Source organism: Paenibacillus tianjinensis (genome assembly GCF_017086365.1).
GTDB classification, from domain to species: Bacteria; Bacillota; Bacilli; order Paenibacillales; family Paenibacillaceae; genus Paenibacillus_AQ; species Paenibacillus_AQ tianjinensis.
Map to the genome: position 1 here is coordinate 1,171,559 of NZ_CP070969.1, position 22,223 is coordinate 1,193,781.

Sequence of the window (22,223 nt, forward strand, 5' to 3'; positions counted from 1 at the left end):
GATTGGACGTGGTAAAGATCAAAAAAGGGAAACGAATTCTCAAAGTGCTTTTATGTTTATTACTGCTATTACCTTTTGAATTACGAGGTTTTGGTACACAATCTGCATTGGCTTTAGATACAACTGTTGTTAAATATAATGATTATTATGCGCCTGCAGCTGATCTCTATGCAGAATTGCCCCCAACTTCCGGATTTTTAGATGATGCTTTTAAAGCTAAGAGTTACGTTCATCGGGATGCCTTTTCGGTTACCAACATTCAATACAATAGAGTAACAAAGAATTTTTCTTTTGATATAACTACATTTACTTCAACCATAAAAACATATCGTGAAAATCATAGTCCAACATGGTTCATTATGGCTGACCATGCAGCACACACAAAATATTCTGTTTATGGGTTTAGCCCGTATGTGAATAAAGATCATGAATTTGAAATGGATGGTAGGCATGAAGGGAATTCTATTGACGATAGGCCTATAGAATATGAAGAGAGTAGTTATACCGCTGAGGGTAAAAGCTTTTCTTTTGATATGAATTTTGTAGATTACTATGGTCATTATTTAAGCGGAGATCCTAAATTTTTAGAGGTCGGTACCTCATGGGTTGATATGCTGTATAACGGACAATATGTTACTTATGCCGTAAACGACTACCATAAAATTCCGTTGATAACCAATAGTGCGCCGAGCTTATCCCTCACTACTCAAAATAATCTGACGATTCAAAATGAAGAGGGGCAGAACATATTTAATGTTACCGGCTACGCACAAGATCCGGATAACGATACATTAGATGTAATCGTTGAAATCCCTAATGTGTATTACCGGAAAATAAAAGTGTATAACTCCTATACTTCGCAGCAGTTTACCGTTCCTATAGATGCTATCAACGATTCCCTGCAGCCTGGGAGTTATACGGGGACCGTTACGGTTGTAGATAGGTTTAACCTAAAAGCAAGCGGTCAGTTTAACTTCAACGTTAAAAACAAGCTGAAGAACAAAAACTATTATTTAATCAATTCACCATTTGAAATAGGTAGCACTTATTCAGACTATGAATCTGATCCGCAGTATAGTGTCCGATTCCGATACGATCAAGATTCTAGCTTTTTTGATAATCCGATGGGCACGATTTATGATTCAGGACTATGGAGAGGAACGATGTATACTTCATTTCCGTACTCCGGATTATATAATGCAATTGTTCAGGTCCGGGACAATCCGAAAAATGACCGTTTCGATGAATTCCGGCTGTGGAGCGGTAACAATCAATCCAGCCTTGTTTTTTTGATTCACCGGAAGCCCACCGCTCTTTTCTCAGCCAGGCTGATCGGGAACACCATTCAATTAACGGACAACTCCTTTGACATTGACCACACCACTGCATCCAATAAGGGGCTTATCGAACACCAGTGGCAATGGCGAAAGGTAGGGGATGAGGTCTGGACCGATGGGCAGCTGAGTTCCCGGCCGGCAAATGACGCATACGAAATACGTTTGCGGGTACGGGACATGGACGGAGCGCAAGGGATAGGCGTTTATAGCGACTGGGCTTCACAAGTAGTGGGTACAGGCTCAAACCTGCCTCCCGTTGCCAACTTTATTATTGATCCTATTCATGTAAGTTATCGTAAAAGCACAACAATAACAGATAAATCGTATGATCCGGATAACGATTACCTGGATACCTATGAGTGGATCATCCGCAAAAATGGAGGGCAGGTTTATTATAATAATGGATCTTATGTTACCCCTCCGAGCTTAACGAATTACGGCGTCGGCAGTTACGAGGTGATTTTGCGGGTTAGAGATAACCGTGGAGTCTGGTCCAATTATTATTCTCAGTGGGCTACGGTCATCAATAACAAGCCGGTTGCACAATTTACAATGCCAGCTCAAGTATATCGTGATGATGTCGTGACGATGGAAAATACAACCCCAGATCCGGATGCGGACGGTGATGCACTTTCCTACACATGGTATGGTCGTAAAGGCAATAGCAGCTATATCTATGGCGGCAGCAATCGCAACCACAATGTAGCTATCCGGAATCTGATTAGCGGGCTCGGAATCACGGACAAAGCGGCGATCTCACAGGACTGGGAAATGCGGCTGAATGTATCCGACGGAAGCCAAGAAGCCTTTGCAACGCGGGTATTTGAAATTTTGAATCACGTTCCTACAACTGATATTTCGGGTCCGGCTGCGGCAACTCAGTATACCACCCAGACTTACACATCTGGAGCATCGGATCTGGATAGTGCGGATATCAGCAGTTTGCAGTATTACTGGCGCGTGATCGACAGTGAGGGACAGGCTACCCTATTGCACAATAATAAATCAGTCAACGTGACCTTCTACAATACGGGTGTATATACCATTGAGCATTGGGCGGTAGATCAGATAGGAGCAAAATCAAATATTGCCAGCCTGAAGGTGACGGTAAACGAGAACTTCGCACCGGCTATGACCTTGACTGCTCCGGCCGGTACGGCGGCAAGTCCAACGATCATTGATGCGAGCATAACTGGTGATCCACTTATCAAATGGACATATGTGGATCCGGAGAATGATCCTCAAGAACAGTACAGGCTCGAATTTTATACTAAAGATAGCATTCTTGCTAAAACGATTGAGAATTCAGATGGTACTGGAGCGGTACGGCAGTATCAAATACCCAACGGTACATTTGAAAAATTTAAATTATTTACAGTTCTAGGCCGAGTGTACTCCATGTATTCCTGGTCCGAAGTATCCAACGAGAAAACCTTCATCATCGACAATCCCCCGCAGCCGGGCTTTACGCTCATGACCGATACTGGCCGCAACGCTGCTCAGGTGCCGATCTACCGCACCGATAGGCTAACGATTCAAGGTACTGCTACGGATGCGGACACTGCCAAAGGCGACAGCATCAGCTATAAATACTATTTGAAGCCTTTTGGCGGAACAGAAGAGCTGGCCAGCTCGCAGAGTGCTTTTACCAAGCAGTTTAGCACAAACGGAATTTTCACCCTGCGACAGGTTGTAACAGACTCGCTGGGACTATCGAGAGAGCTGGTACAGAATATCAACGTTGCAAACCGCATTCCAACCGCAAGCATTACTTATCCGTCCAGTACCAGCCAGAGCACTCCCACAGTGGTCAGCACATTGACTCCCGTAATCAAGTGGGATTATCAGGATGACGATGGAGATGTCCAGCAGCGGTATAGAGTGAGGATTATGAATTTAACTACGGGGGCTGTTACCGTTCAGTCAGGAGAGCAGACTTCAAGTGCACAGCAGTGGCAGATTCCAGCGGGTGCATTAGTGGAGAACCAGAAATATGCAGTTGAAGCTGAGGTGTATGACGGTTTTAGCTGGAGCAGTGTAACCCCGCGGAAATATTTTATGGTCAATTTACTCACGGTACAGGGATTAGTACGGCATACGGCCGAATGGAACGTGAACCGTCAGACTTACAATATGGGCAAAAGCGGCACGGCGGAGAGTCCGCGGGGATATAATATCTTTTGGGCGGGGGAGCGTTTTGTCCTCCAGGCGAACACAGCAGGATTGCCGGATTCGGTTGAAGTGACCATGACCGGAGGTTATAGAGCTGTGCTGCATTCAACGGACGCCAACAAAACACAATGGATGGGTGAGCTGTATGATCCCGTTTTTGAGAAGCTGCCGGATGGGCCGGTTACATTTACTTTTACGGCAAGGAACGAATGGAATACTAAAACGGACACTGTGACGGTATCGATCCTGGGAGATTGGAGTGAATATTTTCAGAGCCACCGGATAAAATAATCTCTTCCGAGCTGTTATAGCTGGTCTGCAACGGGCGGAGGGCTGATCGCTAGACGATCCCCTCGGTCCGTTCTTCGCTTACCTGAAGCATCCGGGCCCCCAGAGCTGAGGTTGAAAATATGGGCGTTTTGGGTGAGGGTATGTAGGCGCTGCCTTTTGTGAGGTGCAAGTAGTAGGATAATTTGCCGCTGAAAATTTTATGGGCGCATAGTGATTCTGCAAAATCTTCCGGTGTTACGAAACAAGAGGGCTTGGCCACCGGCTTGAACGCGGCCTCTTCAAATACGGAGGCGACAAAATGGGAGCAGAAATAAGCATCTTCCCGGTCGAATTTGACGTTCAGCAGGACTCCGATCAGACCCAGCAGATGATATTTATAGCGCTCCTGGTTCTCCATCATCCCTTGCACATGGTTGTACATGGCCTCATATTCTTCGTCACTGACGTTCAACTGGTAGATTGCACAGTCTGCTGTGCTGTAGAAGGGGTGAATGAAGTTTTCACGGATAAGGCCGGCAACGAACGGATTATGCACTTTTTTGCGGCCAAAGCTGTATACTTCGTCCAGTCCGCTGTCAAAGGCAATCGAGGCATGATTCAGTTCAGCTTTTGTGAACCATTTAATGATTCCGCTAAAGGCGGTCCCCGTTCCGGTTAGTACAATATAGATTTTTTTGCCCGTACCCATATTATAAAATCCTTTCTGCTGGAAGTTTTGGATAATCCGGTAAAATTTCTTAATGAATTACCTTCATCTTACTGTATAATCCTGCTTTGGAAAACAAACTTTAGTCTTGACCTGAAACTAGACTTAAGGCTAAGTAACTGCCTCTAAATTACGCTTTTTTTGACTGTTCCAGTGTATAAACTGGATTCAAGCCGCAAAAAATAAGCTGTTCACCCCTCATCTTTACAAAAACAATTGGAAATGCTTCCACATTAGTGATACAATAATAGTCAAAATGACATTCTTGATTCCAAGGAGGATTATCTTAATGACTGAACAGGCAAAAGAACAAGCGATCCATAAGGAAGAAAATTCGACGGTGGATAACCTGGCGATCACAACCATCCGTACTTTGGCAATCGATGCAATTGAAAAAGCCAATTCCGGACACCCGGGTATGCCGATGGGCTCCGCACCAATGGGTTACCAACTATTTGCCAAAACTATGAATCACAATCCGGATCATCCGACTTGGGTTAACCGTGACCGTTTTGTATTGTCCGCCGGACATGGCTCCATGCTGCTGTACAGCTTGCTGCACCTGAGCGGCTACGATCTGCCGATGGAAGAATTGAAGCAATTCCGCCAATGGGGCAGCTTGACTCCTGGTCATCCTGAATTTGGCCACACTGCAGGTGTGGATGCTACCACTGGTCCGCTTGGACAAGGTATCGGTATGGCTGTAGGTATGGCAATGGCTGAAGCTCAGCTGGGCGCTACTTATAATAAAGACAACTACAATGTAATTGACCACTATACGTACGCAATCTGCGGTGACGGCGATCTTATGGAAGGTATTTCTTCCGAGTCTGCTTCCCTGGCAGGACACCTTAAGCTGGGCAAGCTGATTGTTATGTACGATTCAAATGATATCTCGCTCGATGGTAAGCTGAACCTGGCTTTCTCTGAGAATGTTGCGAAGCGCTTTGAAGCTTACGGCTGGCAGGTTCTGCGCGTAGAAGACGGCAACGATCTTCCGGCTCTGGGCCAAGCGATTGCGGAAGCACAAGCGGACAGCAGCAAACCAACCCTGATTGAAGTGAAGACGGTTATCGGCTACGGCAGCCCGAACAAGCAAGGTAAAGGCGGCCACGGCGGTACTCACGGCTCCCCGCTGGGTGCTGATGAAGCGAAGCTGACTAAAGACTTCTACAAATGGGTATACGAAGAAGATTTCTATGTACCTGATGAAGTGCGCGCGCGTTTTGCTGAAGTGAAAGAAAAAGGCATCGCGGCTAACAAAGCATGGGATGAGAAATTCGCAGCTTACAAACAAGCCTATCCAGAGCTAGCTGCACAGCTCGAAACAGCCATCAGCGGTGAGCTTCCAGCGGGCTGGGATGCAAACCTTCCATTCTACAAAGCAGAAGACAAAGCAGTATCCACACGTGTGGCTTCCGGTCATGCACTCAACGGCCTGACTGCCGGCGTACCTCAGCTGGTGGGCGGTTCCGCGGACCTTGAAAGCTCAACAATGACTCACCTGAATGGTCTGACTCAATTTACACCTGATTCCTACGACGGCCGCAACATCTACTTCGGCGTACGCGAATTCGGTATGGCTGCAGCAATGAACGGGATTGCCCTGCACAGCGGTCTCAAAGTATTCGGCGGTACCTTCTTCGTATTCACCGATTACCTGCGTCCGGCTGTCCGTCTGGCTTCGATCATGAAGCTGCCGGTAACTTATGTTCTTACTCATGACAGTATCGCTGTCGGCGAAGACGGTCCTACCCATGAGCCTATCGAACAATTGGCTTCCCTGCGCATTATCCCGGGTCTGACTGTTATTCGTCCAGCTGATGCCAATGAAACTTCTGCGGCTTGGGCATATGCAGTAGAGAACACTGCCAATCCTGTGGCACTGGTGCTTACCCGCCAGAACCTGCCGATCCTGCCAGGTACTGTTGAAGGCGTACGCGATAACATCAAACGCGGCGGATATGTTGTCTCCGATTCCAAGAACGGTACTCCGCAGGCACAGATCATTGCTACCGGTTCTGAAGTGCAGCTGGCTGTAAAAGCCCAAGCAGCGCTGGCTGAAGAAGGTATTGATGTACGTGTTATCAGCTTGCCGAGCTGGGATCTGTTCGAAAAACAGGACAAAGCTTACCGCGATTCCGTTATCCTGCCTGAAGTTAAAGCCCGTCTGGCAGTTGAAATGGCACAGACCTTCGGCTGGGAGCGTTACACAGGCGATCAGGGCGACATTCTCGGTATCACTACATTCGGTGCTTCCGCGCCTGGCGATATCGTAATGAAAGAATACGGCTTCACAGTAGAAAATGTAGTCAGCCGCGTAAAAGCACTGCTATAATAGACGGAATAAGGACAAGGGGGAGAATAAGCACATGAGTCAGTTTACCAACGCGACAATTCAAAAAGCAGCGAATGTTTATTACGATGGAAAAGTTACCAGCCGTACAGTTATTTTGGAGGATGGTACGAAGGTGACGCTCGGCATTATGCTGCCTGGTGTGTACGAATTCGGCACGGATGGCCCGGAGACAATGGAGATCTTATCCGGCGATCTGAAAGTGCTGCTTCCCGGCACAGATGTGTGGAAGGAAATTAAAGGAGCGGAAACGTTCCACGTTCCCGGTAACTCCAAATTTGCGCTGGAAGTATTCGCTTTAACTGATTATTGCTGTTCTTACCCGATTCTATAATTAAATGTATAAAAAAGAAGCTCCGCTTAACTGAAGTGACCCCTGTCAAGTAGACAGTAAATAAAAAGCAATATTTTAAGCAACCTGAGTTCGGTATTCATAGGGACTCAGGTTGTTTAGTTTCGTTTGGAAACGTGCATGGTTGTAAAAGCGGATATATTGCTGCACAGCATGCCTCACCTGTTTTGCAGAGTGAAAGGAGTGGAGGTAGAAACATTCGGATTTAAAATGACCGAAGAAGTTCTCCATACAAGCATTGTCCCAGCAGTTACCCTTTCTGGACATGCTTGCCTTTATCTCATACCGCTCCAGTAGTTTACTGTATTGACGGCTAGTGTACTGAAATCCTTGGTCGCTGTGCAAAAGAACACCTTTGGTATCCCGCCGTTTTCTCGCCTTTTTGACTGTATCCAACACCAGCTTTAGATCATTCCGCGAGCTAATCTGGTACGCTATAATTTCATTGTTAAACAGATCTTTAATCGCAGACAGGTACAACCGTTGTCCACCGAAGATAAGGTAAGTAATATCCGTGACCCACTTTTGGTTCGGCTGCTCTGCTGTAAACTCTCTATTCAGGTGGTTGTCAGAGATCACGTAAGCCTCTTTCTTGCCATAGTAAGGTCTTTTCCTCCGAATAACTGCTCGAAGTCCTAGCTCGCCCATGAGTCGCTGTACACGTTTGTGATTCATATGAATGGCGTAGGTACGCTTTAGCCATACCTTCACTCTGCGGTATCCATAAATGCCTTTAAGCTTCTCGTGGCATTCGACAATTTTAAGCTTCATCGCTTCGTCTTCGCGTTGCTTGGGTGAAACGAACGTTTGCCGGTTCAACCACTTGTAAAAACCACTTCTAGATACTCCAGCCAGATTACATAGCAGGGTAAGGTTGTATTTCTTATGAAGCAATTCCTTAATGACTGCAAACTTTTTGCTGCTCGGAACAGCGTCCATTCCTCCTTTCACATCTGTAAGAGCTTTTTTAGCATTTCATTTTCTGCCTCAAGGCGCTTAATCTTGGCCTCTGGATCTTCAGGACGAGTGCGGGGTCTGCCCATTCCTGGCCCTTTTGCTTTCCCTCTTTTTTCTCCAAGGCCCTTTACTCCCTCTGCCTCAAAGTGCTTCACCCATCGGCGCACCAGGGAATCGTTGATGCCCATTTCACGCGCTACACTCTTATACCCCAATCCCTTTTTGAGATAGAGGTCCACTGCCTTTTTCTTGAACTTCTCATCGTACGTTCTTCTCATTTCGCCCATAAAAAAATCCCCTCCATAGTAGACAGATTAAACGGCTTGCTTTTTTCTGTCTACTATAGGGGGATCATATCAAACTGCGGGGCTTTTTTTTATACCGGAATTGTTCATATACGCAAAAAGATTTCTACTCCGACTGCTTGCTGGCCCGTTCGTATTCAATGATTGCTTCGCCGTTCACCCTATCCAGAGTTTCTCCTGTCCGGACGAAGCCGAGCTTCTGATAGAAGTAGTGGTTTCTGGCCGCCCACGAAGGTGTGTCCAGTGTCCATTTTTTTGCAGAGGGATAGGTCTGAAACAGGAACCGGAAACACTCCTGACCGTAGCCGCGGTTCTGATGCAGTGGATCAATAAATATACGGCCCAGATGGCACTCTTCAGCTCCTGGTGACGGGAAAACGATCATGCCTCCGATGAGATTGTTATCAGCAAGCAGCTTGTAATAATGCCTATTGTTCATCTGCTCGGCCTGCCATTCAGCAGAGTCATATCCTGGTGGTCCGTCCTCTTCTTTATTCTGAAATTGTCTGGCATCGGCATCGAATGTCCGCTTCTGAACTTCGGCCAGCCTGACTGCATCCTGCAGATCAGCAAGTAATATAGTAAACACTTTATTCCTCCTTGGGATATTATGGATTATGTTCGGGTTATAGGATTCGCGAAAGATACGCCCTACACCTGCTTCTGCAGCTTATTAATGAACACTTTCTGTACCCTGGCTATTGAAGTCCTGCTAGATATTGACGGGACAGGAACATTCTCATATACTTCCACTAAATGATAGAGAAGCTAGAATCCTCGAATACATAAAGCGGAGGCAGAAGAATGGGAACATCACGGATTGGCAGGGGAGTACATAAGATTTTGTTAAGCTTTTGGAGTGGTATACTGCTGGTATTTCTACTAGGAGTAGCTGGGCCTGCAGAGGCAGCGGCTAATATTGTGAATCCTGATCAGGTTTATTCCTATACGATTATGCAGAGAGATATTGAACGGTTAGTGAAGGCGTATCCGGACCTGGTCTCAATGGAGTCACTGGGGCAGAGTCCCTACGGGCGCCAGTTGTGGGCTGTAAAGCTGGGCAGAGGAGAATCCGTGCTGTTCCTTAACGGTTCACACCATGCAAGAGAGTGGATGACAACTACTGTGCTGATGAAAATGATTGATACATACGCCCAGGCCTACGCTAACAATACAGCTATTGCCGGTTACAACGTACGCCAGCTTCTGGATGAAGTAAGCATCTGGCTGGTTCCGATGGTCAATCCGGATGGGGTTACCCTGGCCCAGCAGGGCACGGCCGGACTCCCGGCAGCTCTGGCCCAGACACTGCGCCGTTATAATGGCAATAGTACAAATTTCACCCGCTGGAAGGCGAATATGCAGGGGGTTGACCTCAACCGCCAATATCCGGCTAACTGGAACACAATCAGGAATGCGGGCTCATATCCGTGGTACCAGAATTATAAAGGACAAAGGCCTGCACAAGCGCCGGAAGTAAAGACTATGATGGATTTTACATACAGAATAGATCCGGAGGTAACGATCTCTTATCATAGCTCGGGTGAAATCATTTTTTGGCATTTCAATACACTGGGCAGCAATTTGTCCCGCGACCGGACGATGGCCCGGGCACTTGGCAGTCTGACAGGTTATTCGCTGGTAGCACCGGAGAACAACCCGTCGGGCGGCGGCTACAAGGACTGGTTCATCCAGGAGTTTGGCCGCCCCGGATTTACGATTGAAATTGCACAATATGCTGGTGAGACATCGGTTCCGTTGAGCCAATTTGCAAGCATTTGGAAGAATAACAGGACGGTGGGGCTATATTCCGCGGGGCAGTCTTACTCCTTATGGATGAAAAAGCAGAAGGTCCAGTACCTGCAGCAGTCTATGGATCTACTGGCCGGTACTCAGTTATATTCCCGGATAGGGGCTTCAGCCAGCGGCATCAATCTGCTGCCGCAAAGGCTCCATGTTATCGCTAAGAAGGGTGACTGGTATCAAGTGCAGGTGAGTGAAGGCGTCGGCTGGATTCATCCTGCTTCGGGAAAGCTGGCGGTGGTTGAGGAGGTTATGGCAACTGCTGAATTGAAGGTGAGTTCTCCGGCATACAAATATCCGGATAGATACGCTCCTAAAGTTACGAATCTGGAACCGCAGACTGTTCAGGTAACCGGCAGATGGGGAAACTGGCTGCTTGCCTCCACTCCAAGCGGAAGCTGGTGGATTGACGGAAGAATGGCCGAGCTAATCTGGCCGGTTAAACAAACTGAGCAAGACACGGCAACCGAGCCTGGGCAAGCCGTACCAAGTGAACCGGAGGTATCCGGACAGATCGTGCCAGAGTCTGTGAGCACGCCGTAATTATATAAATTCATATCCTATCGATCCCGCAACAATCCCGCATCAAAAAAAGGGGGTGTTCCAGCAAGCCGTATAACGGCTTGCGGAACACCCCCTTTTATTACTTCTATTCCTCGCTTGCGCTGCCGCCGATCTTCCGGCCAATCCATTCTTCATAGGATTTGATTACAGCGGACAGGTCTTCGTCCCCATAGCCATGATTGAAGCCGGCCTGGAACATGCTCTTGGCTACACCAAGCATTGGTGTGGGCACGCCTGTGGCATCGCTGAGTGAGGAAGCGAGCTTCAGATCCTTCAGCATAAGGGCCAGTGAGAACTGGTTGCTGAAGTCATTGTCGATGATCTTGCGTCCCTTGAGCTCGGCTTGCTTGCTGCCTGCCGAACCGTTCTGGACAAGCTCCAGGAACTTGTCTGCCGGTACGCCGTTCTTCACGGCGATGGAGAAGCCTTCAGCGAGTGCAACGTTATGGATGCCGACCATAGAGTTGTGGGCAAGCTTCGCTACGGCCCCGCTACCGTTATCGCCCATGTGCAGCAGGAGGCGGCCCATGGTGTCGAAGATATCCCGGTGCGCTTCGATGACTTCTGCTTTGCCGCCAACCATAAATACTAGCGTACCTTCGATAGCAGCCGGTTTGCTGCCTGTTACCGGAGCATCAAGGAAGCTGCCGCCGCGTTCTTCCACCGCTGCAGCGATTTCTTTAACCAGTCCGGGGGAAATTGTGCTGGAATCGATGACCACGGCTCCCGGCTTAAGGGCTGCAAGTATGCCGTCCTCACTGTAGAAAACCTCACGAATCGAATCATCGTTGCTGATCATGGTAATAATAATATCCTTGCCCTGTGCCGCAGCCTGTGGAGTAGCCGCCGCTTGTGCGCCTTCTTCTTCCAGCGGCTTGCATTTCGCAGCCGTGCGGTTGTATACCGTTACCTGAAATCCGCTTTTCAGCAGATTGGAGGCCATAGGAGCACCCATTGTTCCGAGTCCGATAAAGCCGATCTGTTTCATTCCATCTCCACCTTCACTCTTTAAGTTCACTTTTCTACATTCTATCACGGCATTTAGGGTTGTTCCACAGGGCAGGATATCTTTGTATATACGGCAAACGCTTCCATGAAACTCTCAAAAACATGGTCCAAAAGCCGTGGATGTGCCCTAAGACCTTGCCAGTCAAGGCAAATTAAAGTATCCTAGAGTATAAAGTTGTAACAAACGGTGTCAAATCTAAAGAGATAAACAGGAGGTTACCATAACCGATGTCCAAGAAGATTAATTTTGACTACAGCAAAGCCCTGTCCTTCTTCAACCAGCATGAAATCGACTATTTTGCCGCTCCAATTCAATTAGCCCACGAGCAACTGCATAACAAGACTGGAGTAGGCTCCGATTTCCTAGGCTGGATCGATCTCCCTAACGCTTATGACAAGGAGGAGTTCGCCCGTATTCAAGCGGCAGCCAAGAAGATCCAGAGTGATTCTGACGTGCTGATTGTTATCGGTATCGGCGGTTCTTATCTGGGGGCACGCGCTGCCATTGAGGCACTTACGCATTCCTTCTACAATAACCTTTCCAAAGATCAGCGCAAGACACCGGAAGTATATTTTGCCGGTAACAACATCAGCTCTACATACATCACGCACCTGCTTGATCTGGTGGAAGGCAAAGACTTCTCCGTGAACGTAATCTCCAAATCCGGTACAACAACTGAGCCGGCTATCGCTTTCCGCATTTTCCGCGCAGCACTGGAGAAGAAATATGGCAAGGAAGAAGCACGCAAACGCATTTACGCTACCACAGACAAGGAAAAAGGCGCTCTCAAGAAGCTGGCTAACGAAGAAGGCTACGAGTCGTTCATTATTCCTGACGATGTAGGCGGACGTTATTCCGTGCTGACACCGGTAGGACTTCTGCCGATCGCTGTTGCGGGAATCAACATTGAAGAAATGATGCAGGGGGCAGCAGCCGCAGCGGATGAGTTCAACAATCCGGATGTAGCTACGAACCAGGCTTATCAATATGCTGCAGTGCGCAACGCGCTGTACCGTAAAGGCAAAACTACAGAGATTCTCGTGAACTACGAGCCGTCCCTGCACTTTGTCTCCGAATGGTGGAAACAATTGTTCGGCGAAAGTGAAGGCAAGGATTACAAAGGTATCTATCCTTCTTCCGTTGACTTCTCTACGGATCTGCACTCCATGGGCCAGTTCATTCAAGAGGGCAACCGCAACATCTTCGAAACGGTGATCCAAGTGGAGCAAGTCCGTCATCACATTACGCTTGAGAGCGATGCTGACGATCTTGACGGCCTGAATTTCCTTTCCGGTCAAACCGTTGATTTTGTAAACAAGAAGGCATTCCAAGGAACACTGCTGGCGCACACAGACGGACAAGTGCCGAATCTGGTAGTCACCATTCCGGATCAGACTCCTTATACTTTTGGTTACCTGGTTTATTTCTTTGAAAAAGCCTGCGGTATCAGCGGATATCTGCTTGGCGTTAACCCGTTTGACCAACCGGGCGTAGAAGCATACAAGAAGAATATGTTCGCGCTGCTGGGCAAACCGGGCTACGAAAAAGAAAAAGCGGAGCTGGAAGCCAGACTTACTGAATAGCATTACGGCACACCACAGACCATTCATACAAATGCAGTAACTGGGAGCAGTCCGCAGGTAATTCTTACCGGGGCTGCTCCCAAACTATATCAAGTTATCATAGACAGGTAAGGACTGGAATAGGATGCTGGAACAATATCGGACGGTGCGTTCTCCCGGGTCCCGGGAAGTCGTAATCCGTAAGTCGCGGTTTATCGGCCATGTAATGCCGGTGGACAATGAAGAAGAAGCTGTGCAATTTATCGAGAACATCAAGAAACAGCATTGGAATGCCACACATAACTGCTCCGCTTATATGATTGGAGAACGAGACGAGATTCAAAGACAGTCAGACGACGGGGAACCGAGTGGAACGGCCGGTAAACCGATTTTGGAAGTAATCCGCAACCAACAAGTTAAAAATGTCGCAATTGTCGTTACCCGTTATTTCGGAGGTATCATGCTGGGAGCAGGCGGACTGATCCGGGCATATACGGATGGTGCTGTTCTGGCCCTGGAGGCCGGAGAAGTGATCACCCGTGTGTTAAGGCGCGAAGTGTTCGTGCAGATCGACTATACCTGGCTCGGCAAGGTAGAGAATGAACTGCGGAGCAGAGCCATTAAGACTGGCGAAACTGCTTTTACCGATACAGTGACGCTGCTGTGTCTTCCGCGGAATGATGAAGGTGACGCCTTTATGGCATGGATAACAGATCTTACCCAGGGGCAGGCACTGGTTACAGAAGGGCGGCGGATTTACTACAGCGAAGGGGAATAGATTATGGCAAGAAGAGCAGTGGAGCGGGAGTTGTCGAGAGAGAGGATTCTGGAGGCGGCAAGGCATCTGTTTATTACCAAGGGCTACCGTGCGATTTCAATGCGCAGCATCGGTCAGCATTTGGGGTACAGCCATGGCTCACTCTATTATCATTTCAAAGAAAAAGCAGAATTATTTTATGCGATTGTAGTTGAGGATTTCAATCACGTGGCAGCATTGCTTAGCGAGGCAATGAACAACCCTCCTGAACAGGGGATGACCCGGGTAGAACAGCTTGTGATGGAATTTATCCGTTTTGGACTGGATCATCCATATCAGTATGAGATCATGTTTATGATCCGTGATGAAGAGCTTCTCGCGTATTGCCGGGCAGAACAGGGACGATGTTTTGAATTATTCGCAGGCATTGTGCGCCGGCATATGAAGGAAGAAGGATATGTTTCCGAGGATTGGCAGAGTGTTCCGCTGACATTATTTTTATCTGCTCACGGATTTATTTCATATTATATTCAGGATAAGGTATCATTCGAGGACGTGAAGCAGGCGGCACTGACGCATATTAAGGTACTGAGCCGCAGTTTATAGAGTGCAATTTTTTTGGGGCTCTTCGCTTTAGAGCTGTGCATTGGTATAACTTTGCTTGGTGAAAGTGTTATAGAAGCTATATATTATATAGAAGCGGCTCCTTAGAATCGGACGGAGCCGCTTCTTTTTTCGAATAACAGGATAACCGGATCAGCCCTCGATAATTTTCACATAACACTCACGGTGTCTCGGCCCGTCGAATTCGCAGAAATAAATGCCCTGCCAGCGGCCCAGAAGCAGTCTGCCCTCATGAATAATGATGCTTTGGGATGGACCGGAGGTAATCGACTTCAGGTGCGAAGCGGTATTGCCTTCTGCATGACGGTATTTAGGATGCTCCCAGGGGTACACTTCGTCCAGTCTCATCAGAACATCATGCTTTACGTCCGGATCAGCATTTTCATTAATGGCAATTCCGGCTGTAGTATGCGGACAATAGACGACGGCAATTCCATTTTGCACACCGCTCTTTTTTACAAATGAGATGACTTCACGGGTAATATCGCGCAGCTCGTCACGCTTACTGGTCGATATTTCAATCGTATGTAGCATAACGCTATCCCCTCCTTATAGAATAAATATACTATAGTTTACCCCAAATTGAACAAAAGTAATTGACGGGCACCAGCGGCTTTGGTAAAGTAGTAATAATTATAAAACCAAGTATGTTAATAGGAATAATTATGGCGTAATGGCTACTATACCGACCGGATACCCGGAGGTGGGGGGACTTATAACTTGAATTCGCTGCTAAGACACAAGGGATGGACCTGGGGATTTCGCACAACTATATTGCTGTATTTTGTAGTATTGATCATTTTGCCGATTATGGGCGTCTACTACAATTCGTTTTCGCTGGGCTTCAGCAGCTTTGCCGAGAGCATAAGTGACCCTATTGCCTGGAAGTCGGTACTCCTCACGCTGAAATTGGCCGTTATCGCTACAGTCATAAATGTACTGCTCGGTACAATGATCGCCTGGGTGCTGATTCGCTACCGTTTTCCCGGTAAAGCTCTGCTGAACAGCCTGGTCGATCTGCCCTTTGCCCTGCCGACAGCAGTAGGGGGACTGATGATTCTGCTGCTGCTCGGCCCCGGCAGTCTGATAGGCGGGCTGGCGGAGAAGCTCGGCTTCGAGATTGTTTTTCATCAGCCGGCAATCGTGATAGCCATGATTTTCGTTACTTTTCCGTTTGTGATCCGCGCGGTGCAGCCGCTGCTGGAGGAGCTTGACCCTTCCGAGGAGGAAGCGGCTTATACGATGGGAGCCAAGAGCAGCCGGGTATTCCGGCAGGTCATTCTGCCCTCCATGGCTCCAGGGATGATTAGCGGAGGAATGCTTGCTTTTTCACGGGCGCTGGCCGAGTTCGGTGCTGTAGTGCTTGTAGCAGGCAATATTCCGGGACGGACACTCGTATCCTCCGTGTTTATTTTCGGTGAGGTAGAAAGTGATAATCCGGTTGGCGCCGCTGCGGTGTCTGTTATTCTATTGACCTTATCCTTTGTGATTCTCTGGCTGATTAATATGCTGCAGATGCGGGGGAGAAGATCATGAGAAGACTATGGATTGGACTCACTTATCTTGTGTTTTTCCTGCTGATTGCGGCTCCCCTGGGCAAGATGACCACGGAAGCCTTCAGCGAAGGCTTCGGCGGCTTCTGGGCATCCCTGTCCCGGCCGGAGGCGCTGCATGCGCTGATGATGACCGGGCTTGTTGTAACTGTGGTTACGCTGCTGAACACCTTGTTTGGAATTATGATGGCTCTTTATCTTGTACGTGCCAACTGGCTGAGCGCAAAGCTGAGAGGACTGCTGAACAGCATCGTCGATCTGCCATACGCTGTATCTCCGGTCATTGGCGGACTGATGATTGTGCTGCTGCTGGGACCGGATAGCGCTTTAGGCGCGGTATTCGAACAAATCGGAGTAAAGATTGTTTATGCTTTTCCGGGAATGGTCATTGCCACGCTGTTTGTCACCTTCCCGCTGATGGTGCGTGAGGTGATGCCGGTGCTGCAGGAGATCGGTTCACAGCAGGAGGAGGCCGCTTCGACGCTCGGGGCGTATGGCTGGACAACCTTTTGGAAGGTCACCTGGCCTTCGATCCGCTGGGCGGTCATCTACGGTGTAATTCTTACGGTTGCCCGCTCGCTGGGGGAATTTGGTGCGGTACTGGTCGTTTCCGGCAACATCATGAACAAAACCCAAACCGCTACTACACTGGTTTATCAGGATGTAGAGAATTTCAATGTGACTGCTGCGGGCGGTGTGGCGCTGGTACTGGCCGCGTTCTCCGCAGGGCTGCTGCTGTTAATGGAATGGAGTAAAAGAAGAAAGGGTGTGCACTAGAGATGCATGTAGAAGTTCGGGGACTGAATAAGCATTTTGGAGATTTTCACGCCGTTAAGGACATCAATTTCGGAATTACCAAAGGTCATCTGATTGGCCTGCTCGGGCCAAGCGGCGGCGGCAAAACCTCGATTCTGCGCATGCTGGCAGGACTAGAGACGCCGGATAGCGGTGAAATTATTTTTCATGGCAAAACGGTCAATACTCTTCCGCCCCAGGAGCGGGAAATCGGCTTTGTGTTCCAGAACTATGCGCTCTTTAAGCACATGACCGTGTATGAGAATATTGCCTTTGGGCTTAAGGTGAAAAAAGTAAACAAAAATACCATCCATGGCCGGGTGATGGAGCTTGTCGAGCTTACCGGGCTTAAAGGATTCGAGAAGCGATATCCGCATCAGCTCTCCGGGGGCCAGCGTCAGCGGGTGGCGTTTGCCCGGGCACTTGCACCTGAGCCGCAGCTGCTGCTGCTGGATGAACCTTTTGCAGCCATTGATGCGAAGATCCGCCAGGAGCTGCGTTCATGGCTTCGCGAGCTGATTGAACGTGTCGGCATCACCTCGATCTTCGTTACGCATGACCAGGATGAAGCGATTGAAGTTGCCGATGAGATTATGATCATTAATCAGGGGCGTCTGGAGCAGAAGGGGACCCCGTGGGATATTTATAAGGAGCCGAAGACGCCGTTCGTGGCTACCTTTATCGGAGAATCTACGCTGATTGAGAGCGCTAATGAGCTGAAAGGCTTCAAGAATGCGGGTGGCGGTAAACCGACGAAGGCGCTGATCCGTCCGGAATATATTGAAGTAGGCCATCTGCATGAATTCAAAATGGCTTCGGCCACAGAGCAGGGCATTGTGAAGCACTTGCATTTCCGCGGAAGTGAATGGCTGGTAGAGGTTGAGGTGAACGGGCATAAGCTGGTGACTTACCGGTCTCTGGAGAAAGAGACACTTACACCGGGCCAGGAAATTTCCGTGCTTGTCCACCGCGCCTATCTGTTCAATGACGAGCGCAGCTGGATTCAGGAGAACGGGCTGAAGGAAGATCCGATGCCTGTGTTTATTTAAACAAAGGATGTGTGCCGGGATGAGGGTTCTCAAAAGGAGCAGACAACTGCACGGATGGCTGGCAGCCCTAATGCTGGCAATGCTCGCACTGGCTCTGGCCGGCTGCGGGAACGGTAAGGAAACGGCGGAAGGTGCAGTGGCTCCGCAGCAAGGTGATCTGACGCTAGTTGTCGGCGCCTATAGTGTGGTGAAGGATGCGATGAGTGATATTCTGCCGCTGTTCGCAGCGGAGTGGAAGGCCAAGACGGGCCAGAAGATCGTATTCCAGGAGTCCTACGAAGCTTCGGGTACCCAAGCCCGGGCGATTGCCGGAGGATTCGAGGCGGATGTAACTCTGCTGGCCCTGGAAGGCGATGTCGGGAAGCTGGTGAAGGCCGGACTCGTAGCGGATACATGGAAAGATCACGGTGTGAACGGTATGGTGACCCGCTCAGTAGTGGCGCTTGGCACGCGGGAGGGCAACCCGAAGGGGATTCATGATTTTGCCGATCTCGCAAAGCCTGGTGTTAAGGTGCTCTACCCGAATCCGAAGACGTCCGGCGGAGCGCAGTGGGATATCAACGCGATCTATGGCGCCGGATTGAAGCTGTCCGAGGAGCAGACAGGGGTTAAGGACCCTGCTGCCGCCAAAGCTTTTCTGAAGAGCGTGCATGCCAATGTGGAATCGCTGGATAAGAGCGGGCGGGCTTCGATGGCGGCCTTTGAGTATGGCGTAGGCGATGTCATTGTCACTTACGAGAATGAGCTGCTGGCGCGGATTGCCCAGGGCGTGAAATATGAGGTTATCCTTCCGAAGGATACGATTCTGATCGAGAATCCGGCTGCGGTCGTAGATAAATATGCCGATGAACATGGTACGCGTCAGGCTGCTGAGGCGCTGGTGGATTTCCTGACCACAGAGCAGGCGCAGGAGGTCTTCGCCAAATACGGCTTCCGTCCGGTAAACGAGCAGGTTTATGCGGAGAATGAGAGCCGTTATCCGGTTCCTTCCGGGCTGTTCGGGATCGATTATCTCGGCGGCTGGGCGGAGGTCCGGGAGACGCTGTATTCCAAGCGGGGTGTCTGGTATCAGGTGCTGGCGGGCATTTAGCCTCTCGACTGCCGGCCGGCGGCTGTGATTAAAGCGGAAATAATGGATAAGCAGAGCCGTTCCTTCAGTGCTGGAGGGGCGGATTTTTTTGATGCAAAAAACGGGGCGGAGCGGCGGAATCAACGGTAAAAATTCCGTAGATTGTCCGTAAAGTGGGCGGAGCGGCGGAATCAACGGTAAAAATCCCGCTGATTGTCCGGAAAGTGGGCGGAGCGGCGAAATCAACGGTAAAAATCCCGTTGATTGTCCGGAAAGTGGGCGGAGCGGCGAAATCAACGGTATAAATCCCGTTGATTGTCCGTAAAGTGGGTAGCGTCAAGAAGTTTGTGTAAGAGAGCAGAATGTAACTTCTCGGGTGTTCGTTGGTAAGTGCAGATGTTCTTTGGGGCGGGGGAGACCCCGCCCCAAAGAACAAGGGATTTCGAGTTACTTCTCTGGCTCTGCCTGCGCTGGATATCGCTCTTCAAACATCTCATTTAGTTTCTTCTTTACTTCCAGATCGCCGAAGCCGCGAATGACCCGTTCGCTAAAACGTTCGTTGTAATCGATGACGTCCAGGTAGACAATTTTCTCTGCCGCATCCATATTCGTGAGGCTGTTCATCGGCTTCAGGCGTTTTCGAATTTCCTTGTTCATTCGTTCAATCGGATTGGATGTGTAGATGGCTTCTTTTATGAGCACGGGATACTTGTAAAAGGTCAGCAGCGTCGGTAACTGTTCTTCCCAGGACCGCATTTCTTTCGGGTAGAGCTTGCCCCATTTGGCCTTCACCGTGTCAAACGCAGCCCGGGCCAGATCATGGTCTGCAGCCGTGTAGATGGTCTTCAGATCTTCAATGACTTCCGTTTTGTGCTGAACTCGAATTTTCGGAAAGGTCGAACGCACTTTGTGGACGATACAATGCTGCACATCCGCCTTCGGATAAGTTTCACGGAACGCTGCATCGAGTCCCGGAAGCCCATCAAACACGCCCAGCAAGACTTCCTGGACACCACGGTCGTAGAGGTCTTTGAGCACCTCGCGCCAGCCGTTTGCGCTCTCCTGGCCGCCTACGTAAAAGCCAAGGATCTGGCGGTGACCGTCTTCGTCGATCCCCATGGCGAAATAAACGACTTCTCCGCTAACGGTGCTGCGCTTGAGTTTCACATATAGGCCATCCAGGTAGATAACGGAGTAGCGTTTGTTTAACGGGCGCTTCTGCCACTGATGAATGTCGTCAAGTACCGTAGCTGTAATGTTGCTAACGGTCGTGGGTGAATAGTGGCTGCCGAACATACTTTCAATGAACCGGGCCACATCTCGCGTTCCCATACCACTTTTGTACATCTGGATGACAGCCTCCTCTAGCCATCCATCTCGCCGCTGGTAGGGCTCGAACAACTGCGTTTGGAAGGCTCCTTGACGGTCCCTAGGAACGGCCAGATCCTCTACATTTCCGTATTTCGTGTGTAGATCCCGGGTGTAGTATCCGTTGCGGCTGTTGTGGTTCCCGGCTTCTTCACTGGTCATGAATTGCTGGATTTCCGCTTTCATAATGGACTCTAGATTATCTTTTACAAATTGGGTGACAAGATTTTCAAATAGATTATTTAACATGTTTTCGGGTAGAATAGTCATCGAGTAGGGTTCCTTTCTTGGTGGACTTCGACAATCCCGAGAATACCCTACTTTTTTGTTGCCTGACTAGGCTCCAAATCTTGGTACACAACTTACTTTACGCCATCGTAAAGTGGGCGGAGCGGAGAAATCAACGGTAAAAATCCCGCTGATTGTCCGGGTATTCTTCCCGTGGACAAGCGTAAGAGTGTTCTGGCTGTGAAGCCAGGCCTCAGAGAAGCTGAATGTTTAGCCATCCGGGTGATTTTGTTCCAAGGCTCATTGGAAGCTTAATGGATGAGTTGAACTGTGATATGTACTATAATGGGGGTTACATAACTTCCGAACCGGAACTGAAGGAGAGAGTGAAGATGGATACGCTGGTGTTTTTGGGGACAGGCGACGCCATGGGCGTACCCCGGGTGTACTGCAGCTGTGAGACCTGCATGGAAGCTAGAACGGACGGGCGGAATGCCCGCCTGCGCTCATCCGTGCTTATAGATAACGGCAGTGATTTTCTGGCGATTGACTGCGGGCCGGACTGGCGGCGGCAAATGGAGCTGCAGGGATTGCGCAGTATGCGCAGACTGCTGGTGACCCACGCCCATTTCGATCATATCGGGGGGCTGCCGGAATGGGCGGATGCCTGCCGCTGGATGGGCTATAGAGGTGAGCTGTATGCACCGGCAGAGGTGATCCCAGTGATTCTGCGGCAGTATCCATGGCTTAGCGGCCATATTGATATGATTCCCTGCGATGACGGAATCGCGCTGGATGGCTAGCAGATCAGCACCTGGCGGGTGAACCATGGCAAGAACGGCTATTCCTATGCCTACCGGCTGGAAAAGAAAGGGTATGCGTGGGTGTATTGCTCTGACTCCATCTCGCTGGGACCGGAGGAGACCAAACCGATGGTTGGGGCGGATCTGCTGGTGCTGGGCACAAGCTTTTATTACGAGGCGGCGGAGCTGTCTACACGCTCTGTATATGATATGACGGAAGCAGCCGAGCTGCTGAAGCTTATTGAGCCGCGCCGCACCATATATACCCATATGTCGCATGATGTGGATATCCGCAAAGACTACATTTTGCCGGAGGGAGTTACTCTGGCTGAGACAGGGATGAAGGTTGCGCTGGAGCGGGGAAAGAGTTGAAGACCTGCTCATTATTCTGCGGTATCTAACTCCACGTAAAATACCGGCTTTGTCCCTTTGTCACTCCTAGAAAATGCTCTCCGGGCGGCCGTTCATGGTGCATACCAGGTGGTCTGCTGAATAAACTTAGTTTTAATAGACGCGGCATTCCTGCCATATTAGCAGCATTTAAATAGGGACCCTACTTAGCG

19 protein-coding genes and 1 pseudogene are annotated in these 22,223 nt (G+C 49.3%); 13 read left to right on the plus strand and 7 right to left on the minus strand.

Annotated elements, in window-relative coordinates:
* Positions 1-8 precede the first annotated feature (8 nt).
* On the plus strand, positions 9-3,800 hold the full coding sequence (locus tag JRJ22_RS05145; protein ID WP_206103527.1) for a glycoside hydrolase family 78 protein: 3,792 nt from the start codon (positions 9-11) through the stop codon (positions 3,798-3,800).
* Positions 3,801-3,849: 49 nt separating this feature from the next.
* On the opposite strand, the gene JRJ22_RS05150 is transcribed toward JRJ22_RS05145, so the two are convergent.
* Positions 3,850-4,488: a hypothetical protein gene (locus JRJ22_RS05150; RefSeq protein WP_206103528.1), complete on the minus strand. Its 639-nt coding sequence runs from the start codon at positions 4,486-4,488 to the stop codon at positions 3,850-3,852.
* A gap of 307 nt (positions 4,489-4,795) precedes the next feature.
* Between JRJ22_RS05150 and tkt the strand changes: the two genes are divergently transcribed.
* Positions 4,796-6,844 carry a transketolase gene (gene tkt, locus JRJ22_RS05155; RefSeq protein WP_206103529.1) on the plus strand — a complete coding sequence of 683 codons (2,049 nt, stop codon included), beginning with the start codon at positions 4,796-4,798 and terminating at the stop codon, positions 6,842-6,844.
* A 34-nt stretch (positions 6,845-6,878) separates the two neighbouring features.
* Positions 6,879-7,196, plus strand: coding sequence for a pyrimidine/purine nucleoside phosphorylase (gene ppnP, locus JRJ22_RS05160; protein ID WP_054939276.1), 318 nt, complete (start codon positions 6,879-6,881; stop codon positions 7,194-7,196).
* Between the two features lie 75 nt (positions 7,197-7,271).
* On the opposite strand, the gene JRJ22_RS05165 is transcribed toward ppnP, so the two are convergent.
* The 3 genes from JRJ22_RS05165 to JRJ22_RS05175 form a co-directional block, all read right to left on the minus strand.
* Entirely contained in the window at positions 7,272-8,153 is an 882-nt protein-coding gene (locus JRJ22_RS05165; protein WP_206103441.1) for an IS3 family transposase, read from the minus strand.
* 8 nt (positions 8,154-8,161) lie between these two features.
* Entirely contained in the window at positions 8,162-8,458 is a 297-nt protein-coding gene (locus JRJ22_RS05170) for a transposase (RefSeq protein ID WP_090720361.1), read from the minus strand.
* Positions 8,459-8,582: 124 nt separating this feature from the next.
* Positions 8,583-9,065, minus strand: a complete 483-nt coding sequence (locus JRJ22_RS05175) for a GNAT family N-acetyltransferase (protein WP_206103530.1) — start codon at positions 9,063-9,065, stop codon at positions 8,583-8,585.
* A 215-nt stretch (positions 9,066-9,280) separates the two neighbouring features.
* Here JRJ22_RS05175 and JRJ22_RS05180 point away from each other — a divergent pair, with 215 nt between their 5' ends.
* Complete coding sequence (locus JRJ22_RS05180) at positions 9,281-10,822, plus strand: M14 family metallopeptidase (protein ID WP_206103531.1); 1,542 nt, start codon at positions 9,281-9,283, stop codon at positions 10,820-10,822.
* 106 nt (positions 10,823-10,928) lie between these two features.
* On the opposite strand, the gene JRJ22_RS05185 is transcribed toward JRJ22_RS05180, so the two are convergent.
* Positions 10,929-11,831, minus strand: a complete 903-nt coding sequence (locus JRJ22_RS05185; RefSeq protein WP_206103532.1) for an NAD(P)-dependent oxidoreductase — start codon at positions 11,829-11,831, stop codon at positions 10,929-10,931.
* 248 nt (positions 11,832-12,079) lie between these two features.
* Here JRJ22_RS05185 and JRJ22_RS05190 point away from each other — a divergent pair, with 248 nt between their 5' ends.
* The 3 genes from JRJ22_RS05190 (at position 12,080) to JRJ22_RS05200 (ending at position 14,777) form a co-directional block, all read left to right on the plus strand.
* The gene (locus JRJ22_RS05190) at positions 12,080-13,435 is read left to right on the plus strand and encodes a glucose-6-phosphate isomerase (RefSeq protein ID WP_206103533.1); all 1,356 of its coding nucleotides are present in this window, start codon (positions 12,080-12,082) and stop codon (positions 13,433-13,435) included.
* A 124-nt stretch (positions 13,436-13,559) separates the two neighbouring features.
* Positions 13,560-14,192, plus strand: coding sequence for a YigZ family protein (locus JRJ22_RS05195; RefSeq protein WP_206103534.1), 633 nt, complete (start codon positions 13,560-13,562; stop codon positions 14,190-14,192).
* 3 nt (positions 14,193-14,195) lie between these two features.
* The gene (locus JRJ22_RS05200) at positions 14,196-14,777 is read left to right on the plus strand and encodes a TetR/AcrR family transcriptional regulator (protein ID WP_054939281.1); all 582 of its coding nucleotides are present in this window, start codon (positions 14,196-14,198) and stop codon (positions 14,775-14,777) included.
* Between the two features lie 150 nt (positions 14,778-14,927).
* Here the strand turns inward: JRJ22_RS05200 and JRJ22_RS05205 are convergent, their stop codons facing one another.
* Positions 14,928-15,329: a secondary thiamine-phosphate synthase enzyme YjbQ gene (locus JRJ22_RS05205; protein ID WP_206103535.1), complete on the minus strand. Its 402-nt coding sequence runs from the start codon at positions 15,327-15,329 to the stop codon at positions 14,928-14,930.
* 186 nt (positions 15,330-15,515) lie between these two features.
* Here JRJ22_RS05205 and cysT point away from each other — a divergent pair, with 186 nt between their 5' ends.
* The 5 genes from cysT (at position 15,516) to JRJ22_RS29440 (ending at position 19,566) form a co-directional block, all read left to right on the plus strand.
* Positions 15,516-16,331 (plus strand): sulfate ABC transporter permease subunit CysT, encoded by an 816-nt coding sequence (cysT, locus tag JRJ22_RS05210; protein WP_054939283.1) that lies wholly within the window; start codon positions 15,516-15,518, stop codon positions 16,329-16,331.
* Entirely contained in the window at positions 16,328-17,125 is a 798-nt protein-coding gene (locus JRJ22_RS05215; RefSeq protein ID WP_206103536.1) for a sulfate ABC transporter permease, read from the plus strand. The genes cysT and JRJ22_RS05215 overlap by 4 nt, the downstream gene beginning before the upstream one ends.
* Positions 17,126-17,127: 2 nt before the next feature.
* On the plus strand, positions 17,128-18,192 hold the full coding sequence (locus tag JRJ22_RS05220; RefSeq protein ID WP_206103537.1) for a sulfate/molybdate ABC transporter ATP-binding protein: 1,065 nt from the start codon (positions 17,128-17,130) through the stop codon (positions 18,190-18,192).
* Positions 18,193-18,211: 19 nt separating this feature from the next.
* Positions 18,212-19,282, plus strand: coding sequence for a sulfate ABC transporter substrate-binding protein (locus JRJ22_RS05225; RefSeq protein ID WP_206103538.1), 1,071 nt, complete (start codon positions 18,212-18,214; stop codon positions 19,280-19,282).
* Between the two features lie 152 nt (positions 19,283-19,434).
* Positions 19,435-19,566 (plus strand): hypothetical protein, encoded by a 132-nt coding sequence (locus JRJ22_RS29440; protein WP_269751872.1) that lies wholly within the window; start codon positions 19,435-19,437, stop codon positions 19,564-19,566.
* Between the two features lie 142 nt (positions 19,567-19,708).
* Here the strand turns inward: JRJ22_RS29440 and JRJ22_RS05230 are convergent, their stop codons facing one another.
* Entirely contained in the window at positions 19,709-20,899 is a 1,191-nt protein-coding gene (locus tag JRJ22_RS05230) for an IS256 family transposase (RefSeq protein ID WP_206103410.1), read from the minus strand.
* A 350-nt stretch (positions 20,900-21,249) separates the two neighbouring features.
* Between JRJ22_RS05230 and JRJ22_RS05235 the strand changes: the two are divergent.
* A pseudogene (locus tag JRJ22_RS05235) lies at positions 21,250-22,032 on the plus strand (MBL fold metallo-hydrolase).
* Positions 22,033-22,223 lie beyond the last annotated feature (191 nt).

Excerpts from the sequence above, each read along its gene's own strand:
- JRJ22_RS05150 (WP_206103528.1), bottom strand. The coding sequence starts at position 4,488 with ATGGGTACGGGCAAAAAAATCTATATTGTACTAACCGGAACGGGGACC.
- tkt (WP_206103529.1), top strand. The coding sequence starts at position 4,796 with ATGACTGAACAGGCAAAAGAACAAGCGATCCATAAGGAAGAAAATTCG.
- ppnP (WP_054939276.1), top strand. The coding sequence starts at position 6,879 with ATGAGTCAGTTTACCAACGCGACAATTCAAAAAGCAGCGAATGTTTAT.
- JRJ22_RS05165 (WP_206103441.1), bottom strand. The coding sequence starts at position 8,153 with ATGGACGCTGTTCCGAGCAGCAAAAAGTTTGCAGTCATTAAGGAATTG.
- JRJ22_RS05170 (WP_090720361.1), bottom strand. The coding sequence starts at position 8,458 with ATGGGCGAAATGAGAAGAACGTACGATGAGAAGTTCAAGAAAAAGGCA.
- JRJ22_RS05180 (WP_206103531.1), top strand. The coding sequence starts at position 9,281 with ATGGGAACATCACGGATTGGCAGGGGAGTACATAAGATTTTGTTAAGC.
- JRJ22_RS05185 (WP_206103532.1), bottom strand. The coding sequence starts at position 11,831 with ATGAAACAGATCGGCTTTATCGGACTCGGAACAATGGGTGCTCCTATG.
- JRJ22_RS05190 (WP_206103533.1), top strand. The coding sequence starts at position 12,080 with ATGTCCAAGAAGATTAATTTTGACTACAGCAAAGCCCTGTCCTTCTTC.
- JRJ22_RS05195 (WP_206103534.1), top strand. The coding sequence starts at position 13,560 with ATGCTGGAACAATATCGGACGGTGCGTTCTCCCGGGTCCCGGGAAGTC.
- JRJ22_RS05200 (WP_054939281.1), top strand. The coding sequence starts at position 14,196 with ATGGCAAGAAGAGCAGTGGAGCGGGAGTTGTCGAGAGAGAGGATTCTG.
- JRJ22_RS05205 (WP_206103535.1), bottom strand. The coding sequence starts at position 15,329 with ATGCTACATACGATTGAAATATCGACCAGTAAGCGTGACGAGCTGCGC.
- JRJ22_RS05215 (WP_206103536.1), top strand. The coding sequence starts at position 16,328 with ATGAGAAGACTATGGATTGGACTCACTTATCTTGTGTTTTTCCTGCTG.
- JRJ22_RS05220 (WP_206103537.1), top strand. The coding sequence starts at position 17,128 with ATGCATGTAGAAGTTCGGGGACTGAATAAGCATTTTGGAGATTTTCAC.
- JRJ22_RS05225 (WP_206103538.1), top strand. The coding sequence starts at position 18,212 with ATGAGGGTTCTCAAAAGGAGCAGACAACTGCACGGATGGCTGGCAGCC.
- JRJ22_RS05230 (WP_206103410.1), bottom strand. The coding sequence starts at position 20,899 with ATGACTATTCTACCCGAAAACATGTTAAATAATCTATTTGAAAATCTT.